Here is a 17,867-nt window from a genome sequence, read left to right on the forward strand (position 1 = left end):
CTTCACTAATGATTAATCACCCACCATTAGTTATTTGGATCTATGTCTGTTAGTCCATCTAAGTCGTTGTGATGATGGTGCTCATCATCTTGGTTGTGGTTATTGGCTGCATCATGGTGTTCAAGTGCATCCGACATATCTAACTGCGCTTGATCGTAATCTACGGCATGTTGTTGGTCTACTTGTGCAAGCACGATGTCCATGTCAGCAGGCTGATCGTGCCCTGTGGTAGGCGATGCATTCGGCTGAATACCTAGGGCATCCAAATAAGCTGCTGCACCAACAGGGTGTTCATGACTAACATGAGCATGATTGTCCAAAGGTGCGTCCGCACTTAACGAGTCGTCTGAAGTGACCGTAAAGTCTTGTACGCCATCTAACCGTGAGAAGTCTGGCTCATCGTGTTGCACTGGCGGTGGAGGCGGTGGAGGCGGTGGAGGCGGTGGAGCTGGGTGAGATGCGTGGACAATAGGTGTGATCGTCATATCAACAACCTCAGTTCCAATCGTAAGTTTACCACTATGCCCTGGTCCATGGCTGAGTATTTGAACGTTCACGTGGGCAACTACCTCATCCTGATTTGTCCCTTGTAGCGCGATTTCGAACTTATCTTCGTGCTGACCAATACCTGAAGCACTGCCATGTGGTCCAGTATGGACTTGAGCTTGCTCTTGGTAATGTAAATGACCTGTTTGAGGATCAATGGTTAACGTTCCATATTGCCCATGATGGCTTGTTACATACTGACCATTAGGTAGATGGATACGCCAACCGTTTTGCGCCGATGGGACAGGCGTTTGAGATGGGACAAGAGGCGGAACACCAAGTGTACCGGACACTTGATGGCTTCCAGATGGCGGTTTAACAACAATCGGCTCTGGTATTGCACTGGCGGCAACACCTTGGCTACCCGCTGTATTTCCGTGTTCGTCTGTCATGGTGACTTGTACTTGGGAGCCTGGGTTTACTTCAATTTGTAACCCATGCTGGAGTGTATGGGCATCTAGTACGTGATCTTGTCCATTAACAACCAGATGTTCGCCAACCTTAGCATCACCCGGTGGGGTAATTGTCGCAGTAACTGTATTGGGGTGCCTGTGGGCTATTTCTGCTTTGCTGTAAAGCCCATCGGGTCCGGGGTTTTCAAAGGTAATTGTCGGCAGGCTAACATGAGTATCAACGCTGAATACCTGTGAACCTGTCGTCGCACTGCCCACATTCCCTACGGCATCGGTGGTTATTATGGTGGCTTCTATGGAGTGTATCGAGCCAGACTGACCATTTGCATAGCTAGTATGAATATTGGCATGTTCCAATATATTACCAGCCACTGGAATAGAAAAATGTCCACTCGAATCAACTGAGCCTGTAAGTGATGAAATGGTTGCGCCGTTTATCTTTAAGCTGACAATATCACCTGTTTGGTAATCACCAGTTACTGTGCCGGTTATCGCGATAGTTTGACCAGACTCAAAAGCATTCAGAACGTTATCTTGTGTCACTGAGTCAACTGCAATATGTGGAATCGGACTCTGCGTATCAACTAGCAGGTGGGTCGAAATGCGAGGCGTCGAATTACCTGCCGTATCAACGGTACCAACTTGTATTGAGTAATCGCGATCGGTCGCCATTATGTTTTGATGTATAGAAGTACCTAGAGTTAATGACCACGTACCATCTGGTTTTACCGTTGCATCATAAAAGTGTTTATTGCCGATGACGACATAGACGACATCCCCTGGTGCTATGTTGGATGTCGTGCCGGTGATCACTAATGGTTGGTTGTTCTCTGCAGCATTTAATGCGTTGTCCTGTGATATCGGGTTCACTGTTACCGTACCTGGGGTTGTATCTAAGGTGAAGCTAAAGTGCGTCACTGGGGATACGTTGCCAGCGATATCAGTCTGTCTTACTTGTAGGTCATTAACCCCCTCAACTGGATTGAACACAGCTGTCCAAGTGTGTCCGCCGTCATTCGAGTATTCTACTTTTGCTCCTGCTTCCGTTTGAATTGTAAGTTGAGAGTCTTTAGTGATTAAGTCTGGGGTGTTAACCGAGTGTCGCCCAGTGTCGTTGCGCAAAGAGACCGCTGGTGCAGCAATCGTATTATCGAGTGTGAAAGTAACCGAAGTATCAGGGGATACATTTCCTGCTGCATCAGTTTGTCTCACGCTGACCGTATTTGAGCCTTGTTGAGGAGTGAAACTTGATGTCCATGTGTGTCCGTTGTCGGTCGAGTATTCAACGGTTGCGCCTGTTTCTTGTCCAGTGATAGTCAATGAACCATCGCTAGTAATTAAATCAGACGAGTTGCTTCCTGTATCGTGAGTTAATGATACTTGGAGCGGTGCGACAGTAACATCGGCACTCGGAGCTGTAGCATTTGTGACAGTTGATGTATTGCCATTCTTATCGGTAATACTGGCTGTAATTGATGCTCCGGGTGCGAGTTCTATGTTGACGGATTTAGCCAAAAATTCAGCGTCGGTGATTTGGTGAGATTGTCCGTTAATCGTCAGCGTATCTTTTGGATGTGCGTCAGAAGGCAAGTGAATAGTACTGGTAATGGTACTCGCAGCTCCTGATGCGACTTCGGCTGCGTTATAAAGGTTATCAGCGCCAGTACTTTCAAAGCTGATAGTCGGCGCGGATGCATGAGTATCAACGCTGAACCGATCAAAAGTGCCTGTGTAACCTGATGCGGTGCTATTGCCAGCTTTGTCAGTTGCTTGAATATATGCCGTGTAACTGTGGTCTGGTAAATTAGTTGCGTCAACCGAGTAACCACCTTTTCCATCTAGCGTCGCGTGTAAGGTTTCAATAATGGTGCTTCCGCTTTTGATGACGATATCAACGCTGGTGGTATCTAGAGAAACAGTACCGCTAAATGTCGGCTGGTGGGTAGTTTCTGTTTTTAAGTTGACGTTTGAAATGGTTGGCGCTGTGTAGTCAACTTCAACGGGTAGGGACGCACTACTTTGATTACCTGCTACATCGGTAGAAGACACTGTTAAAGTATGTTTACCCTCAGCAATATCCGATGTGGTCAGCTGATAAACACCACTGCTATTAGCTGTTCCAGTAGCAATCACTTTCCCTGTTTCGTCGGTAATGGAAATTGCTGAGTTTGCCTCAGTCGTACCGGTGATTATCGGGGTATGAATGTTCGTAAGATCGTCGGTTGTAGAAACTCCCGAGTCAGTTGACGCTTTCAAATCAATGGAAGGTGCAGCGGTTTGATCATCATAAGTAAACGTTAGAGATATCGGAGTGGATACATTTCCGGCAATATCAGTTTGTCTCACGCTAACCGTATTTGAGCCTTGTTGAGGAGTGAAACTCGATGTCCATGTGTGTCCCTTGTCGGTCGAGTATTCAACAGTTGCGCCAGCCTCTTGTCCTGTGATTGTTAGCGAGCCATCGTTAGTAATTGAATCAGACGAATCGCTTCCTGTGTCATGGGTTAACGAGACTTGAAGCGGCGCGACTACAGTATCAACATGCAATGGAAGAATGGATGATGTTGCTGGTAAAACTGAAGAAGGCGCTAAGGCTTTGGCAGAAAGATTATGAGCGCCATTCGATAAGCTGCTTACCGCCACACTATACTGCCCCGAGCCATCAGATACCGCATGCCCAATAGATGTGGAGCCATCATAGATGGTGACTTGTGAATAAGGAATATCCGTATGCCCGGTGATTGTTGGAGTACTATCTTTAGTGAGGTTATCGGTATCGGAAGTACCAGTATCGCTAGATGCCGCTAAGTCGACGGTGACTGCATTATTTGGCGGAGTGTTTGTCCCTGCTGGTAAACTTGGTTGCGTTGTCGTTACCAGTGGATTGGAAGGCACAGAGGTTGCAATCGTCGGTGATTGTCCTGGTACAACTGAAACGTGACCGTTGGCATCAAAGGTGATGAACTTTGACGACTCACCACCGTGATTGTCAGTCACTTTTACTTCAAACACATCGGCGCCGTGATATGTGTGCGTAGTTGCGTTGTAACTCATCCCAGCAACCGAACCGTTGGCTGTATACACATACGCGCCCGAATCTGGGTCAACCGATAGCGAACCGAATTGACCTGTTGAATTGACGACAGAGAAGGTGTGAGTGTCTTTCACGTCAACATCAGTTTCGGTCAGCGTGCCGGTTGTTGGAGTTGTTTGGGTTACCGATAAAACGGGAGCATCGTTTGTACCATGAATGGTTATTTGAATATCATGCAATGTGCCATCAACACTATGTACCGTGACAGTATCGACCGCTGTTTCACCTGCTGCGAGCTTTTGCACTTCAGGTGAGAAGTTATCCATTTGATAGTCCCAAGAGCCATCTCGAGACAGCAATATGTGACCGCCTAGTTTTGTGTCATAGCCAATACCGGCATAGTTGTGGGCATGAATGACCGGATCAAATTGCGCTTCGCCTGAGTCAGGATCTGAGATGGTGAGCTTGCCTTGTGTCAACAGCCACTGCATACCATAGAAGCTGTCTTCTGTGACATCTCCTGTGTCTACACCTGCGATTGTTGCTGCGTCTCCAACCGCATCGATATGTAATGTGTTAGTTGCTTCTGCAGAGTTAGCATGTCCGTCATTGACGGTAAATTTAAACTGAACATCACCGTTAATGTCAGTGGCTGGAACAAACTGAAGTTTAGCGATATCGGCAGTCGCGATACTTTGACCAGCAGTGATATCGTGTCCATCGAGTACAAACTTACCTTGAGCCGCTGGCGGCAGATCAGTGATCGCGATTGAGTGCAGCGTATCGCCAGTGTCGACATCAGTGAAACCGAACTGACTGGCCTGCATTTGATAGTGTGTATCTTCCGTGCCATGGGCAAGAGTGGTTGCCGATACGGTTGGTATATCGTTGGTTCCTACGATCTTAATATCGATGACATGATAATCACCGCCAACAGTATGCACGTTGTATTGGACATGCTCCTCTTGTCCAGCAGCTAATTGCTGAATTTGGCTGTTGTTAACGGTATAAGTCCAAGAGCCATCTTTGGAAATATGAAGACCACCGTGAACGCCACTGTTAAATGGATCATGGCGTTTGCCTACATCCGTTGAGAATGCTGATTGGTCGTGGTCATGATCGAGGGCACTCAGCTTACCTGATATGATCTCGACTGGCGTTGAAGAGCGATCTTCATACACATCGGGATTTGAGATGACGGATATCGTTGCCTTGTCATTACTCCCTTGAACTAGCACTTCAATATGTTTGGTTGCGGTTGAGCCATCAGTAGATATTGCAGTGATATCAAAACCTTCTGCCTTGGTCTCACCTTGTTGTAGCGCATTGGCCTTTGAGTGGTCTAGGTCATAATGCCATTGCCCATTGCTATCCACATGAAGGGTACCGTAAGAGCCAACAGAGTTACCTGCAGTAAAGGTTACTGAATCTTTACTGTCGGAATCGTGTGCGAGTAGGGTGCCTGAAATAGAGGTAACCTTGTCTTCAACGGCCGTTCCTAATGCGGCCGTTAATGCGTCAGGCGTATCAATAATCACGTGATCATCGGTGCCTAAGATTTTGGCTGTCAGCGGGATTCGTGTTCCATCTGCGGTAATAAGAGTGATCGTATCAGTCAGAGAATCGCCATGACTCAGTGATTGAACTTCAGCGTGACTATTGTCCGCACTGTAGCTCCATTTATCGTGGCCATCGGTTGAATGAGTGAAGTTGAAGGTACCGTGGACGCCTGCAAGATTCATCGCGAAGTTTGCTGGTACCGTATGCTTAACGCCGTTGACCTCTATTTGAGTAACTTTCGCTTCTGATGGCGAGTCAATATCCTGAATATCCAGGTTTTTCCAACCTGACCATAACTCATTGGTGCTTGTCCCCGATTTTAGATGATCTTCAGTCACAAAGTTGGAGGCGAGTGTCGGTTGCAGTGTGGCAGCATCATTTCTCGGTAACAGCGTGGTAGACGCGCCAGTATGAGTAACGCCACCATGAGCATCTTTGACGTCATAAGTGAAATGCACTTTCCCGTTGAAATTATGGTCTGGAGTGAAGGTAAATGTACCATCTTTGTTGTCTAAGAGAGTGCCGTGATCCGCATGCAGATTCGCGATAGAGAGTTGCCCGGCATCGTTAGTATCCACATCAACAGTATTTGCAAGCAACTCAGTTGTTGTGATGGTTTGTGCGAGATCTTCTTTTCCGCTGTTGAGCTGAACTTCTGAAGAGCAGTACGGACGGTCATTGTCGCCATGAATGGTGATATGAATGTCGTGAGTGGTACCATCAGCCGATTTGACGGTTACAGTATCGGTTATCGATTCACCTTGACCCAGATGATCAATTTTTCTACCCGTCGCGTCTTGTCCTATGGAAGCGTAGTAGCTCCAATCTCCGTTACTCTGGAGTATCACATGCCCATGTGTACCTTGGTAAGTGCCCGTTTGAGCATGGCTTTCACCAGAATCTGGATCAACGATGTTCAAGTGACCATCAGTGTGTATTTCATCGTTCCATATTTTACCGACGTTTCCATGCATATGATCGGGTGAACGATCATCGACGTATCCGCCAGACATAGAACCGTCTGGCGCTGTATAGGTATGTCCTTCATGAACATCTCCCGTATCGCCGCCAGTGAACTGTGCAGCATCGCTAACCGCGTTAATATGCAGAGTGTTGGTTGCTTCTTGTGAATCGACATGTCCATCATTAACCGTGAACTTAAATTGAACATCACCGTTAAAGTTTGGCGTTGGGACAAACTGAAGCTTAGCGATATCGGCAGCAGGAATACTCTGACCAGCCGTGATATCGTGTCCATCGAGTACAAACTTACCTTGAGCCGTTGGTGGCAGATCTGTGATCGCGATGGAGTGCAGCGTATCGCCAGTGTCGACATCAGTGAAACCGAACTGACTCGCCTGCATTTGATAGTTTATATCTTCCGTGCCGTTGCTTAGAACTACCTTGGTAACTGTCGGTGCGTCGTTGGTTCCGACGACATTAATATTTAAGTCGTAGGCAGTACCATCGAAGCTGTGTACTCGATAGGTGACCGTTTCAATTTGCCCTTGCGCTAGATGTTGAAGTGCCGCGTTATCAACGCTATATCCCCAATTACCCGCGCTATCAATTCGAAGCATGCCACCAAACGGATCGTGAATGCGAGTCTCACCAAATTGGCTGTACTGGAACTTATCTTCACCGCTGTCTGGGTCGATGACTTGAAGTTGGCCGCTGGCTAATTCAGTCGTGGTGCCGTTGTTGTGCGTTGCATGTGGTCCATCCTCAATAACCCTTCCGGTGGTCACTTCAGAGATAATGGCTTTGTCTGGGGTAGCTGCGAGAGTAGTATTCGCGCCAGTGTGGGTGGTACCGCCATGCGCGTCTTTCACATCGTAAGTGAAGTGGACACTGCCGTTGTAATTGTGGCTCGGAGTAAAGGTGAAGGTTCCATCGTGATTATCTTGGATCGAACCGTGATCAGCATGCAAATTAGCGATAGTGAGCTTGCCTGTATCGTTGGCGTCTACGTCAACGGTATTTGTCAATAACTCGGTTGCTGTGATGGTTTGAGTTAGGTCTTCCTTGCCTGAATTGAGCTGTACTTCGGAAGCGCAGTAAGGTCTGTCGTTGCTACCGTGAATCGTAATGACAATATCGTGCGATGTACCATCTTTAGAAAAAACGGTGATGGTGTCAGTTAGAGTTTGATTTTCACCAAGCTGGTCGATGGTTGTTCCTCGGGTGCTTATGAGACCACCAGTGCTACGAATTTGCCCCGTATCAGCGTGATAAAACCAAGTTCCGTCTTTTCGTAGAAGTAGGTCGCCATATTGGCCAGAGTAATTAAAACCAAGTCCGTGTGTATCAAACTCCGCCTCACCTGTGTCTGTGTCGGCAATAGTAAGCTTGCCACTGGCGTCAATTGTACTTCGAACCAAGTGAGCCATGCCTGGTTGGGCATAATCTGGGGACATGTCCTGTCCAGCATTACCTTCGGTTACGTTACCCGTGTCGACACCGCCAATAACGGCAGAGTTATTAACCCCTGTAATCGTAATTGAGAGGTTTTGAGTGCTGCTCGCATTATGTTCGTCTGTGACGGTTACGGGAACAGTCAGCGTTTTCGTGACTCCTGATGCTAACGATTGATAGCTAGAGTTAGCAGGATTGAAGCTATAACTGCCGTCCGGATTAACCACTAAACCATCAATTTGCGGTGCGCTGTAAGTTAAGGTCGCACCTGTATCTATATCTTTGCCAACCATTTGTCCATTTAGAACGCTTCCACCTTCAGTCACAGAGTGTGACTGTGCATTGATGGTAGGGGCGTCGTTGGTACCATGAACCGTGAGCTCTATCGTATGTGTTGTACCATCTGCTGAGCGTATAACGGCTGAATCGTGTTTCACTTCACCTTGCGCTAAGTTCTGTATATTGCGGTTGTCGAGAGTATAGGTGTAGTGACCGTCGCGCATGAGCAGTATGTGCCCACCGAGCTTGGTGTCGTAGCCAATACCTTGATAGGTTTGTGAGCCAATATTCGGGTCAAACTGAGCCTCTCCCGCATCAGGGTCTTGGATGTTTAGTTTGCCGTCGTAATGCAATTGGTAGTGGGTATCTATGTAACCACGATCTTCAGTTACTCCCCTTAAGTCTGCATTGGTTTGTGCGTCGGTAATAATCGCGTTATCTGGAGTTGCGGTAAGGTCAAACTTAGCTTGAGTACTAACGCTACCACCATGACCATCAACTACATCATAGGTCAGTCGAATTTCACCATTGAAATCTTTGTCTGGCGTGAAGGTATAAGTGCCATCTTTATTATCAGTCAGGCTACCGTGTGTGGCTTGCAAATTTGTCACATGCAATACATCGCTACCATCCACATCGCTTGCATGCGTTAGTAAATCAGAAGCTTTTATGGTTACAGGTTGATCTTCTTTTCCCGCAGGGAGCTGAGTCCACGCACTGACAATTGGTTTGTCGTTGCTACCTTGCACATCGATAACAATTTTATGAGGGACTGTTGCTCCTGCTGAATCGGTAGCGGTGATCCAGAATGATTCAGACTGATGCTCACCACTCGCTAGCTTATCTGCAGCACCACCGGGTGCATTATCGAGCTGATAGTGCCAATGACCATTCTGATCAATCGACAGCGATCCCCATTGGCCTTGGGGTTGGTTGATTGCCCACGTAATGGTGTCTGACTTATCTGAATCGGTTGCTGTTAGAGAGCCTGTCGCATCTGGTTTTCCTGCAGTGTTTAAGCCCTGTTCGATGACTGCGCCACTTGAGGTGCCTGAGATGGTAGGGCGGTCATTGGTGCCGTTAATAGTTACTTTAATTGTCGATTGAGTTCCATCGACAGAAGTAACGGTAAAGCTCTCTTCAACTTTGTCACCGGCATTCAGTTGATTGAACGCGCTGTTGGCGGTAAATACCCAGTGGCCATGGGCATCAATGGTTAGATCGCCGTGTGTACCTATGATCGAATCTGGTGTAAAGGTGTTATCCGGATTATCGACATCGGTGCTGGTTAGGATGCCAGAGGTTGTGATTGCCGTATCTGTTTCATCGACGGCGACAGTTGCACTGCCCACTGTAGCTGCATCGTTAGTGCCATTGATGGTCACTTTGATCGTGGATGGCGTGCCATCTACAGATGTTACCGTAAACGTCTCTTCAACTTTATCGCCGACATTAAGTTGGTTAAATGCACTGTTAGCGGTGAACACCCAGTGACCATTAGCATCAATGGTTAAATCCCCGTTGCTGCCGTGCTGAGTTGAAGCAGTAAAGGCGTTATCTTGGTTATCGACATCGGTGCTGGTTAGGGTACCAAAGGTCGTGACGGCTTTATCCGTCTCATCGACAGCCACTGTCGCGCTGCTCACTGTAGCTGCATCGTTAGTACCATTGATGGTCACTTTGATCGTGGATGGAGTGCCATCGACTGACGTTACCGTAAACGTCTCTTCAACCTTATCGCCGACATTGAGTTGGTTAAATGCACTGTTAGCTGTGAACACCCAGTGACCATTGACATTAATGGTTAGGTCACCGTGGTTACCTGCGATTGAATCTGGCGTAAACGCGTTGTTAGGATTATCGACATCGGTACTGGTTAGGGTGCCTGAAGTTGTGATTGCTGAGTCTGTTTCATCGACGACCACAGTAGCACTGCTGACGGTAGCCGCATCGTTCGTTCCGTTAATAGTCACTTTAATCGTTGAGTGAGTGCCATCGACAGACGCAACCGTAAATGTCTCTTCAACTTTGTTGCCAACATTAAGTTGGTTAAACGCACTGTTGGCGGTAAATACCCAATGCCCATTGCCATCGATGGTTAGGTCGCCATGTGTGCCGTGCTGAGTTGAAGCAGTAAAGGCGTTATCTTGGTTATCGACATCGGTGCTGGTTAGATTACCTGAAGTTGTGATTGCTTTATCCGTTTCATCGACAGCTACAGTTGCGCTGCTCACCGTAGCTGCGTCATTGGTACCGTTAATAGTCACTTTAACAGTGGACTGAGTGCCATCGACTGAAGTGACCGTAAATGTCTCTTCAACTTTGTCGCCAACGTTGAGTTGGTTGAATGCACTGTTGGCAGTGAATACCCAGTGACCATTAGCGTCTATGGTTAGGTCACCGTGCGTACCTGAGATTGAGTCTGGCGTAAAGGCGTTATCCGGATTATCGATATCGGTGCTGGTTAGGGTGCCAAAGGTTGTAATTGTTGAGTCCGTTTCATCAACGGCTACCGTTGCGCTGCTGACTGTGGCTGCATCGTTGGTGCCGTTTATCGTTAATGTAATTTGATGTGGGGTACCGTCAGCAGAGTGAATTGTAATGGTATCGGTGATTGTAGAACCACTGGCTAATGCTTGGATCTTTGGGTTGGAGTTATCTAAATGATAACTCCAACTGCCATCTGTTTTAATGGATAGGCTTCCCCATTGGCCTTGAAGTTGTTCTGTTTGAAAGTGATTTTGGTTTAGATCCGCATCTGAAACTGTCAATTGCCCATTGACGCGTGTTGTTAAGTCCTCGACTAGAATGCCCGTATCTACTCCAGTTACGACAGCGTTGTCATCGATGCCACCAATTTCCATGTCTATTGATTGTGGCGTACCATCTTTAGTATGTATCGTGAATGACTCATGAAGGCTGGTGTTTGAGGTTAAGGCTTGAATGTTTGAAAGTGAATTATCAACTTGGTAGTGCCATACACCATTAAAATCGATACTTAGCGTGCCATATTTTCCCGTAATCCTTTCAGGTCTCACTGAGCTTTGGTCATGATCTGGATCCACAACATCTATCTTCCCGGAAGTGTTTAGTAGCCCTTGGTTATCGACATTTTTGTCCTCGGTGACCACTCCGTTTAGATCTCCAGAAATCGTAGGTGTATCTTGTTTTCCCGTGACGGGAATTTGGACAACCACACTAGAGCCATTTGATAAGTGAAGTAGAAACTTGTCTGTGCCTACCTGATGTTGGTGTAACAACATGTAATGCGTTGAAAGAGGGTTGAGCACAAAGGTGTATTTACCGTTTACATCAACGTGCAGCTCGCCATAAGTGCCTTTGAGTACTTCAGGTATGAACGTGACAGGAGCGTTAGGCTGGGTCGGCTGTGCTTGCTTGGAAGCGGTGTTACTAGCTGTATCTAACGTTGGTAATGACGTCGCTGGGATATAATGCAATTGTGGGTGTGACAAGCTAGAAAGGTGATGAGACGGTCTTAGCGCGGCCTGACTTCCTTGGTGGGAAAACTCATGAGTAGGGGTTGTGCTTGAGCTGTGAATATTTCTTGTTATGGACGGTTGTTGTTCATCAAAAGCCGCATCTGAATGTCGTGAGCCTTGTTTCACTGAGTTATCAAGAAGTGTTTGATAGGCTGTATTGGAATCAAAATCTAAACTTTCAGAATGGGCGGCTGCGTGCTTAGCTAATGATGGTAAAATTAGCATTAAGGACTGCGAAATAGGCACATTTACTTTTAGTTTTGAATGTAGTCTGGTTTTCTTTTGATTCGTTGATTTTGTGCTCTCTATAGATAATGTCTTTATCGTTTTTTTCGAAGCCTTCTTGCTATTCTTTTTGACGTTGTTGTTTTTAGCCATCTTCTCATCCGTGAATCATCAATATTTTGATTTAAGTAAAATACACGGAATGCGATTTCGCTAGCTAATTTGATAATATCTAAAGAAAAATTTAAGAACTGATACGGTCGTCTACATTAGGTGTGAAGTCATTATCTCTAATGAGTAAAGAGTCGATTAGTTCTGCGAACGGTGAGTTGGTTATCACTTCGTGGCGGTTGGTTCTATGGCTCTTACTAGAGCCGTTCAGGTGGGGGCAACTTCACCAAGCCATGAATGAATTATCCAAATCAGAAAGTGATTATTTGTGGCGTAATATGCATATTTCTGGTTCCACTATCACTTATTATCTCTACATCAACAGCGTAGTTCACCGCTCAATAATGTAGAGATAACGTCATGAAAAAATTACTTCTTGCTGCAACCATCGCATCATTATCTTCAGCTTCTTACGCATCAATCGAAACAAAGGACTGGCATGAATTTGCTAGCCCTGAAGCGCAGCAGTTTGCTAAAGAAAGCATTGTTTTAGACTTTTACGCATCTCCAAGCTCGGTGGGGTTTACTCAAGATTCTGAAGTGGCTCAATATATTGACTTAGCACATCAGCGAGGCGTAACGGGGGCATCGGTGACGATTGCCGCTCCTCACACTCCAAACATGCTGGCATTTAAATCAGAACACGCTAAATGGTATAAAGCGTCATCTTCGGCTCACACACCAATTCGCTATGTTGATTCGGTTGAAGATTTTCAGCTAGCTCACGACAACGGTGAATATGCGGTGATGTGGGCAAGTCAGACAACCATGCCTTTAGAGGGAGATGCGTCTAATGTAGAGGTGATGGCTGAGTATGGCATTAAAACCATGCAACTGACATACAATGAAACGGAACTGACGGGCTCTGGCGTTATCTCCATGATTAATGGTGATAAATCAGGATTAACGGAGTTTGGTAAGGAAGTCATCGATGAGATGGTAAAACATGGAATTACTGTGGACCTTTCTCATACCTCTCATTACACAACTAAAGATATTACGGATTACATGCAGCAGCATCACCAAGGTGTGCCTGTCATTTATTCACACTCTCCCGTTGCTTCCACATATGGATGTGAACCGCATGAAACGTTATCGGAAACGAAGCAACGTATGGCAGAGAAGAAACTACAAAAAGGTCATCCAGATTACCGTCTATCAGCATGTTATCGATTAATTTCTGATGAACAAGCTAAGACAGTCGCGGAAATGGGTGGAGTAGTCGCGGTTACGGCCACCGAGTTTATGATGGATGGCATCTGGCCTGAAGACATAACTCCTAAACAGTTTGCAGAGATGATCGATGGCGCGGTTAAAGTCGCAGGAGTTGACCACGTAGGTATCGCTACCGATGATTTGATGACGACGGCTAAGGTGGTCCCTTTTGCTATCGAGAATGCAGATAAATACGCAGATAACGGTTACATGGTTGATGCATTTAATAAAGGAGCATCGGGCTGCGCTGAACTTTCAAAGCATATTGCTGGAGTTATCGATGCTTTGTGGGAGATGGGATACTCGAATGAAGAGCTTGCGAAATTATTTGGCGGCAACTTGATGAGAGTCTACGAACAGACTTGGACACCAAAAGCCTAGTTTATTTGCCCACTGAAATGTGGGTATTTTTTAGGGTTCTGTTATTGCCCCTATGTTCTTAAAAATCGTGAGACATGTGTGTTTGAGTCGTTCATATGAACGGCTCAAATAGTGTTACTGGTTGAGAATTATAGGGCAAAAACTTTGGATTCTCAGCTGTGTCACAGATTCGCTCTAAGATATTAAGCGTCTTTCTTGTCTAGCGCTTTACTGGTTTTCTTACGCCATTGAAGTGGTGTTATCTGCTCTGATTTTTTAAAGGCCCGCGTAAATTGTGACGTATCGGCATAGCCCAAATGCACCGCGATATCAGCGATAGACGCATTTCTTTCAATCATTACCCGTTTTGCGAAAGCCATATTTAATGACTCTTTCACTTTGCGATACGTACAGCCATCTTTTCCCAAATAACGCTGTATTGTACGTGGTGGGATGTCAATAATTTCGCTGAAGGTATCTAAGCTTATATTTTGGCGGCCAATATATCCTTCGAGAGCTTGAGATACTTGTTCAGTAAACGTGAGGTGTTGTTTCTGCCAGCTCACGCAAACAAGCTTATGGCTTTCTTTCTCTGTAGGCTGGTAAAAAAGGGTGGTGTTCTTTTGCCCCATGAATTGTGGAGTTTGCGTCGAAATTTTTAACTGCTCTAACCCCAGTTTTTCTTGTGACACTAAGTGGTACTTAAATGGGGTTCCAACTCCTGAATGCGTTTGAGTCAAGTAGTGGTGCGCAACAACAATCGCGTATAGCTCGCTAACAAAAGTAAACGGTGAGAGCTCTTCTAAGTTGAGTTCAAACGAAAGGTCTAGTGCGTCAGTGCTTTTGGCTGAGTGCTTAAGAGCCAAGCTTTGCACTGGCAGAAAGTCGCCTAGAAGCTCGACCCGCGTTCGCTGTTTTTCTGATGAAGATAATAAACCCACCTGTTGTGAGTATTGTTTCCCCCCATGCTGAATAAAATCGATGAAGTCTCCTGCGGGTAGTTGTTCAAATGCTGCCTGTAATAAGCGTGAAAACGAATAGAAGGGAATAAACTGCGCTGGCGTCGACTCCAAATACACGGGTAACTGAGCATCTTTAACAATCGGCCAAACATTTTTCACATAGTGTTTTAATACGTCAATTTGTATTATCGCGGCTGATTTGTGAATGAGTGGGATTGTCTTGCTCATAAGTACCTCGATGATAGTGGCGATTTAGCTAAAACCGAATCCAGCCAGAAAATTAAAGGCTTTTGCAATGCTTTAGCGGGGCGGTAGCCGATCTGGCGTTAGGTCAGGTAGCATGGCCGTTCAGTTAAGAGTTTTATTACTGTATTAGCGTTTGAGTGAGTTGTCATGTTCTTAAGTGATACACGCAAAACTGAACATTCTTTTAAAATTGGTGGATATTTCTATCAAGCTTAAATTGCCAATCGTTATACGGATAACAATATTATGCTTTAGTCGTTTTCAATATACTCTTAATGCACCTAACGCTACTTTAGGCTTGGCGGAAAATGCCCATTTCCTAAGGTGTGAATTGGCAATAATCACCTAAGAATAACCATCTTAGGAGTATTATATGAGTGCCAGCAATACACCCGATTTACCAAACTGTCTTCGCTCGAAACCATTCTTACCTATCAAGCTCAATATACTCGCAATTGCACTTGCAAGCTGGTCGGCTACAACTTATGCAAACTTTGGAAGCCCTGACTCCGTAGACAATATGGTTTCTGAAAATAATCGAGAGAAAATGAGTTGGAGAAAAAGCTTAGAGAAAAATCATCACCTAACGTTTGGCGCAGATTATCAAGCGCTTGGCCTTAACGCGTCTAACTCTACTTCTGGAGGGGCTGTTGAAGCTTCATCAGGCGTGGCGCGTTTTTATGGCTCTTGGAATTTGATCGGGGTAAATACAAGCCATGAAGGAGGAATCGTGTGGAAAGTCGAACACCGTCATGCGTATGATGATCTGACTCCTAAAGAGTTCGCATTTCAAGGGAGTTCTGATGAAGCTAGTATCGGATATGGAGGAATGATAGCCCCGGCATTCAGCGATCAAGGTGCTCGCCTAACCAACCTCTATTGGAAACAAAAGTTTAATGATGGAAACTCGTCATTTATGGTCGGTTATTTAGATACGACGGATTATGTAGATGTATACGCGTTAGCGAGCCCTTGGAATGGTTTTACTAACCTTGCTTTCAGTACTGGAGCCGGTTCTATTGGGTTACCTGATGATGGCATTCTAGGGTTGGCAGTTGGACATATGCTAACAAACAATCTTTACACAATCGCGGGGGTTGCCGATGGTAAAGGACGCTCAGATAAACCTTCCAATGGGGTCAACACTTTATTTAATGATCACAGGCTATTTTCAACATTTGAACTGGGTTGGACGGCGTCGAAAGAGCAAATCTATACCGATAATGTGCATGTCACCTTTTGGCATTTAGATGAAGGAACTCAGCATAGCCTTGTGAATGGAGAAAGTGGCCAGGGAGTTAACTTTTCAGCCAGTTTTATGGTGACACCACAAGTCATGCCATTTTTGAGAGGAGGAATATCGGAAGGTGATGTTGGTTTGTATGATCGCTCGATTACTGCAGGTGTCGGTTATTTCGGGTTAAGTGGCGCTAAAAATAATCTTGGGCTTGCCGTCAATTGGAGTGAAGTAAATGAAAGCTTTTCTAATGTAATGAAGAGCATTAAAGCAGTAGCAGATAGGGAGCGCTCACAACTGACGACAGAGGTTTATTACAAAATGGCCTTTAGTGAATTCTTAGAACTTACCCCGAACCTTCAATATATTTATAACCCTGCTTTTTCCAATGAAGAAAGTACATGGGTCGCAGGTATTCGAGCGCGTATCGTCATCTAAATTATAAGCAAATAAATAAGCCCACTATTTACTATCAAATTAACGATCTTAGGTCTGTTTAACTAGCGCGGTGTAAATAAAACTAAGGCAGTGATCCTTTTATTTGCTCACTGTCGTATCCAAATAGTTTCAATGTCTTAGCGTATCATATGCTATATGGAAATTCTGTATTTTGTCGGTTGGTCACACTATTTGACAGGTAAGTGATTGTTATAAAAGGTAGAATGAGATTCGAATAAATTAAGAAAGATACTGGACAGAAAGGTTCTAGGTTTAAATACAGAAGCTTTTTGTCTGAAAATTGTTAACGCAAGGAGGGAATTATTGATACTTACATTAGGTTGAACTTTAGAAAGTATATGTTAACTGAGTTCGTATTTAGCATGGCTTGGCTAGGTTTATTATATTTATTATCTGGCGGCTACGTTCAACAATTTCAGATTTTTGTGGTGCTGTTTAGTGCAGGAGCTGCTGTGAAAGTTTTAATGCTATGGATAAAGCTTAAAGGTATGTCATTAAAAATATCTAATAGTCATGTTTTTTTGAATAACTATGGATGTGACATCACTTTATGGCGTAGCTTTCTTCCTTATGAAGTTGGGTCGATATTGAAGGTTTCATATTCAGTGGGCGTTATGCAGAAACGCAATATTTACTTACCTAAAGGCGTGTTGAGTGCTGACGATTGGAAGCTAATTTCGGAACATCGTATATAACAAGTCATCTAATTAGATTACTTGTTTGGTGTTTTCGTCTCGGTTTAGTTTGTGTGATTTTGGTGTTTAATTTGAGTGTTAGGAAAATGGAGTAGGTAGTGAGAATTTGGATTACTTTATTTTTTGTGTTTTTTACATTGGTTGGTAGAGCTTCAGAAACTCGGTGCGGTTGGTTGGATAATCCTTCTCCAGCAAATATGTGGTTGATTGATCGTGATGGCACTTGGGATATTTCATTTCAAAGGGGAGATTCTAGTTTGGATGACCAATCACTAGAGTTAGCTTACCAAGCGATTGAAAATAACAAAGAATTTGTTAGAACAAATCGTAATTATGGCTTTAGTTGTGCGTGTTTAACTGTGGATGTAGATAAAGAGAAGAACTCGGTCATAGCAATCCATAAAGCTAAGCAATTGGGCTTAAAACAGTGTTTAGAGGATATATACATCACTAAATTCATTCCTTTACCCTTTAAATAATGCGCCTAACAAAGCAATCAAAAGGAACTCTGAATATGCGGGTTTTAACGATGTGCCTCGTGTGGTGTCCA

General features: G+C 45.0%; 6 protein-coding genes. 4 read left to right on the top strand and 2 right to left on the bottom strand.

The window, feature by feature from the left end; translation table 11 throughout:
• Nucleotides 1-26: 26 nt before the first annotated feature.
• Nucleotides 27-11,972, bottom strand: a complete 11,946-nt coding sequence (locus tag ELZ11_RS07305) for a VCBS domain-containing protein (RefSeq protein ID WP_208746699.1) — start codon at nucleotides 11,970-11,972, stop codon at nucleotides 27-29.
• A gap of 531 nt (nucleotides 11,973-12,503) precedes the next feature.
• On the opposite strand from ELZ11_RS07305, the gene ELZ11_RS07310 reads away from it, so the two are divergent.
• Entirely contained in the window at nucleotides 12,504-13,739 is a 1,236-nt protein-coding gene (locus tag ELZ11_RS07310; protein WP_137356723.1) for a membrane dipeptidase, read from the top strand.
• A gap of 182 nt (nucleotides 13,740-13,921) precedes the next feature.
• Here the strand turns inward: ELZ11_RS07310 and ELZ11_RS07315 are convergent, their stop codons facing one another.
• Nucleotides 13,922-14,908: a helix-turn-helix domain-containing protein gene (locus tag ELZ11_RS07315; protein WP_137356724.1), complete on the bottom strand. Its 987-nt coding sequence runs from the start codon at nucleotides 14,906-14,908 to the stop codon at nucleotides 13,922-13,924.
• Between the two features lie 472 nt (nucleotides 14,909-15,380).
• Here ELZ11_RS07315 and ELZ11_RS07320 point away from each other — a divergent pair, with 472 nt between their 5' ends.
• From ELZ11_RS07320 to ELZ11_RS07330, 3 genes are all read left to right on the top strand, one after another.
• The gene (locus ELZ11_RS07320; protein WP_374939809.1) at nucleotides 15,381-16,601 is read left to right on the top strand and encodes a carbohydrate porin; all 1,221 of its coding nucleotides are present in this window, start codon (nucleotides 15,381-15,383) and stop codon (nucleotides 16,599-16,601) included.
• A 359-nt stretch (nucleotides 16,602-16,960) separates the two neighbouring features.
• A complete protein-coding gene (locus tag ELZ11_RS07325; protein WP_137356726.1) occupies nucleotides 16,961-17,317 on the top strand; it encodes a hypothetical protein in 357 nt (118 codons plus the stop codon).
• Nucleotides 17,318-17,415: 98 nt separating this feature from the next.
• The gene (locus ELZ11_RS07330) at nucleotides 17,416-17,796 is read left to right on the top strand and encodes a DUF4087 domain-containing protein (RefSeq protein ID WP_137356727.1); all 381 of its coding nucleotides are present in this window, start codon (nucleotides 17,416-17,418) and stop codon (nucleotides 17,794-17,796) included.
• Nucleotides 17,797-17,867: the final 71 nt, after the last annotated feature.

It is taken from the genome of Vibrio profundi (assembly GCF_005281835.1).
GTDB lineage: Bacteria > Pseudomonadota > Gammaproteobacteria > Enterobacterales > Vibrionaceae > Vibrio > Vibrio profundi.

Bases quoted from the DNA above. Each gene is read 5' to 3' on its own strand.
- ELZ11_RS07310 (WP_137356723.1), top strand. From the start codon at position 12,504: ATGAAAAAATTACTTCTTGCTGCAACCATCGCATCATTATCTTCAGCT.
- ELZ11_RS07325 (WP_137356726.1), top strand. From the start codon at position 16,961: ATGTTAACTGAGTTCGTATTTAGCATGGCTTGGCTAGGTTTATTATAT.
- ELZ11_RS07315 (WP_137356724.1), bottom strand. From the start codon at position 14,908: ATGAGCAAGACAATCCCACTCATTCACAAATCAGCCGCGATAATACAA.
- ELZ11_RS07305 (WP_208746699.1), bottom strand. From the start codon at position 11,972: ATGCTAATTTTACCATCATTAGCTAAGCACGCAGCCGCCCATTCTGAA.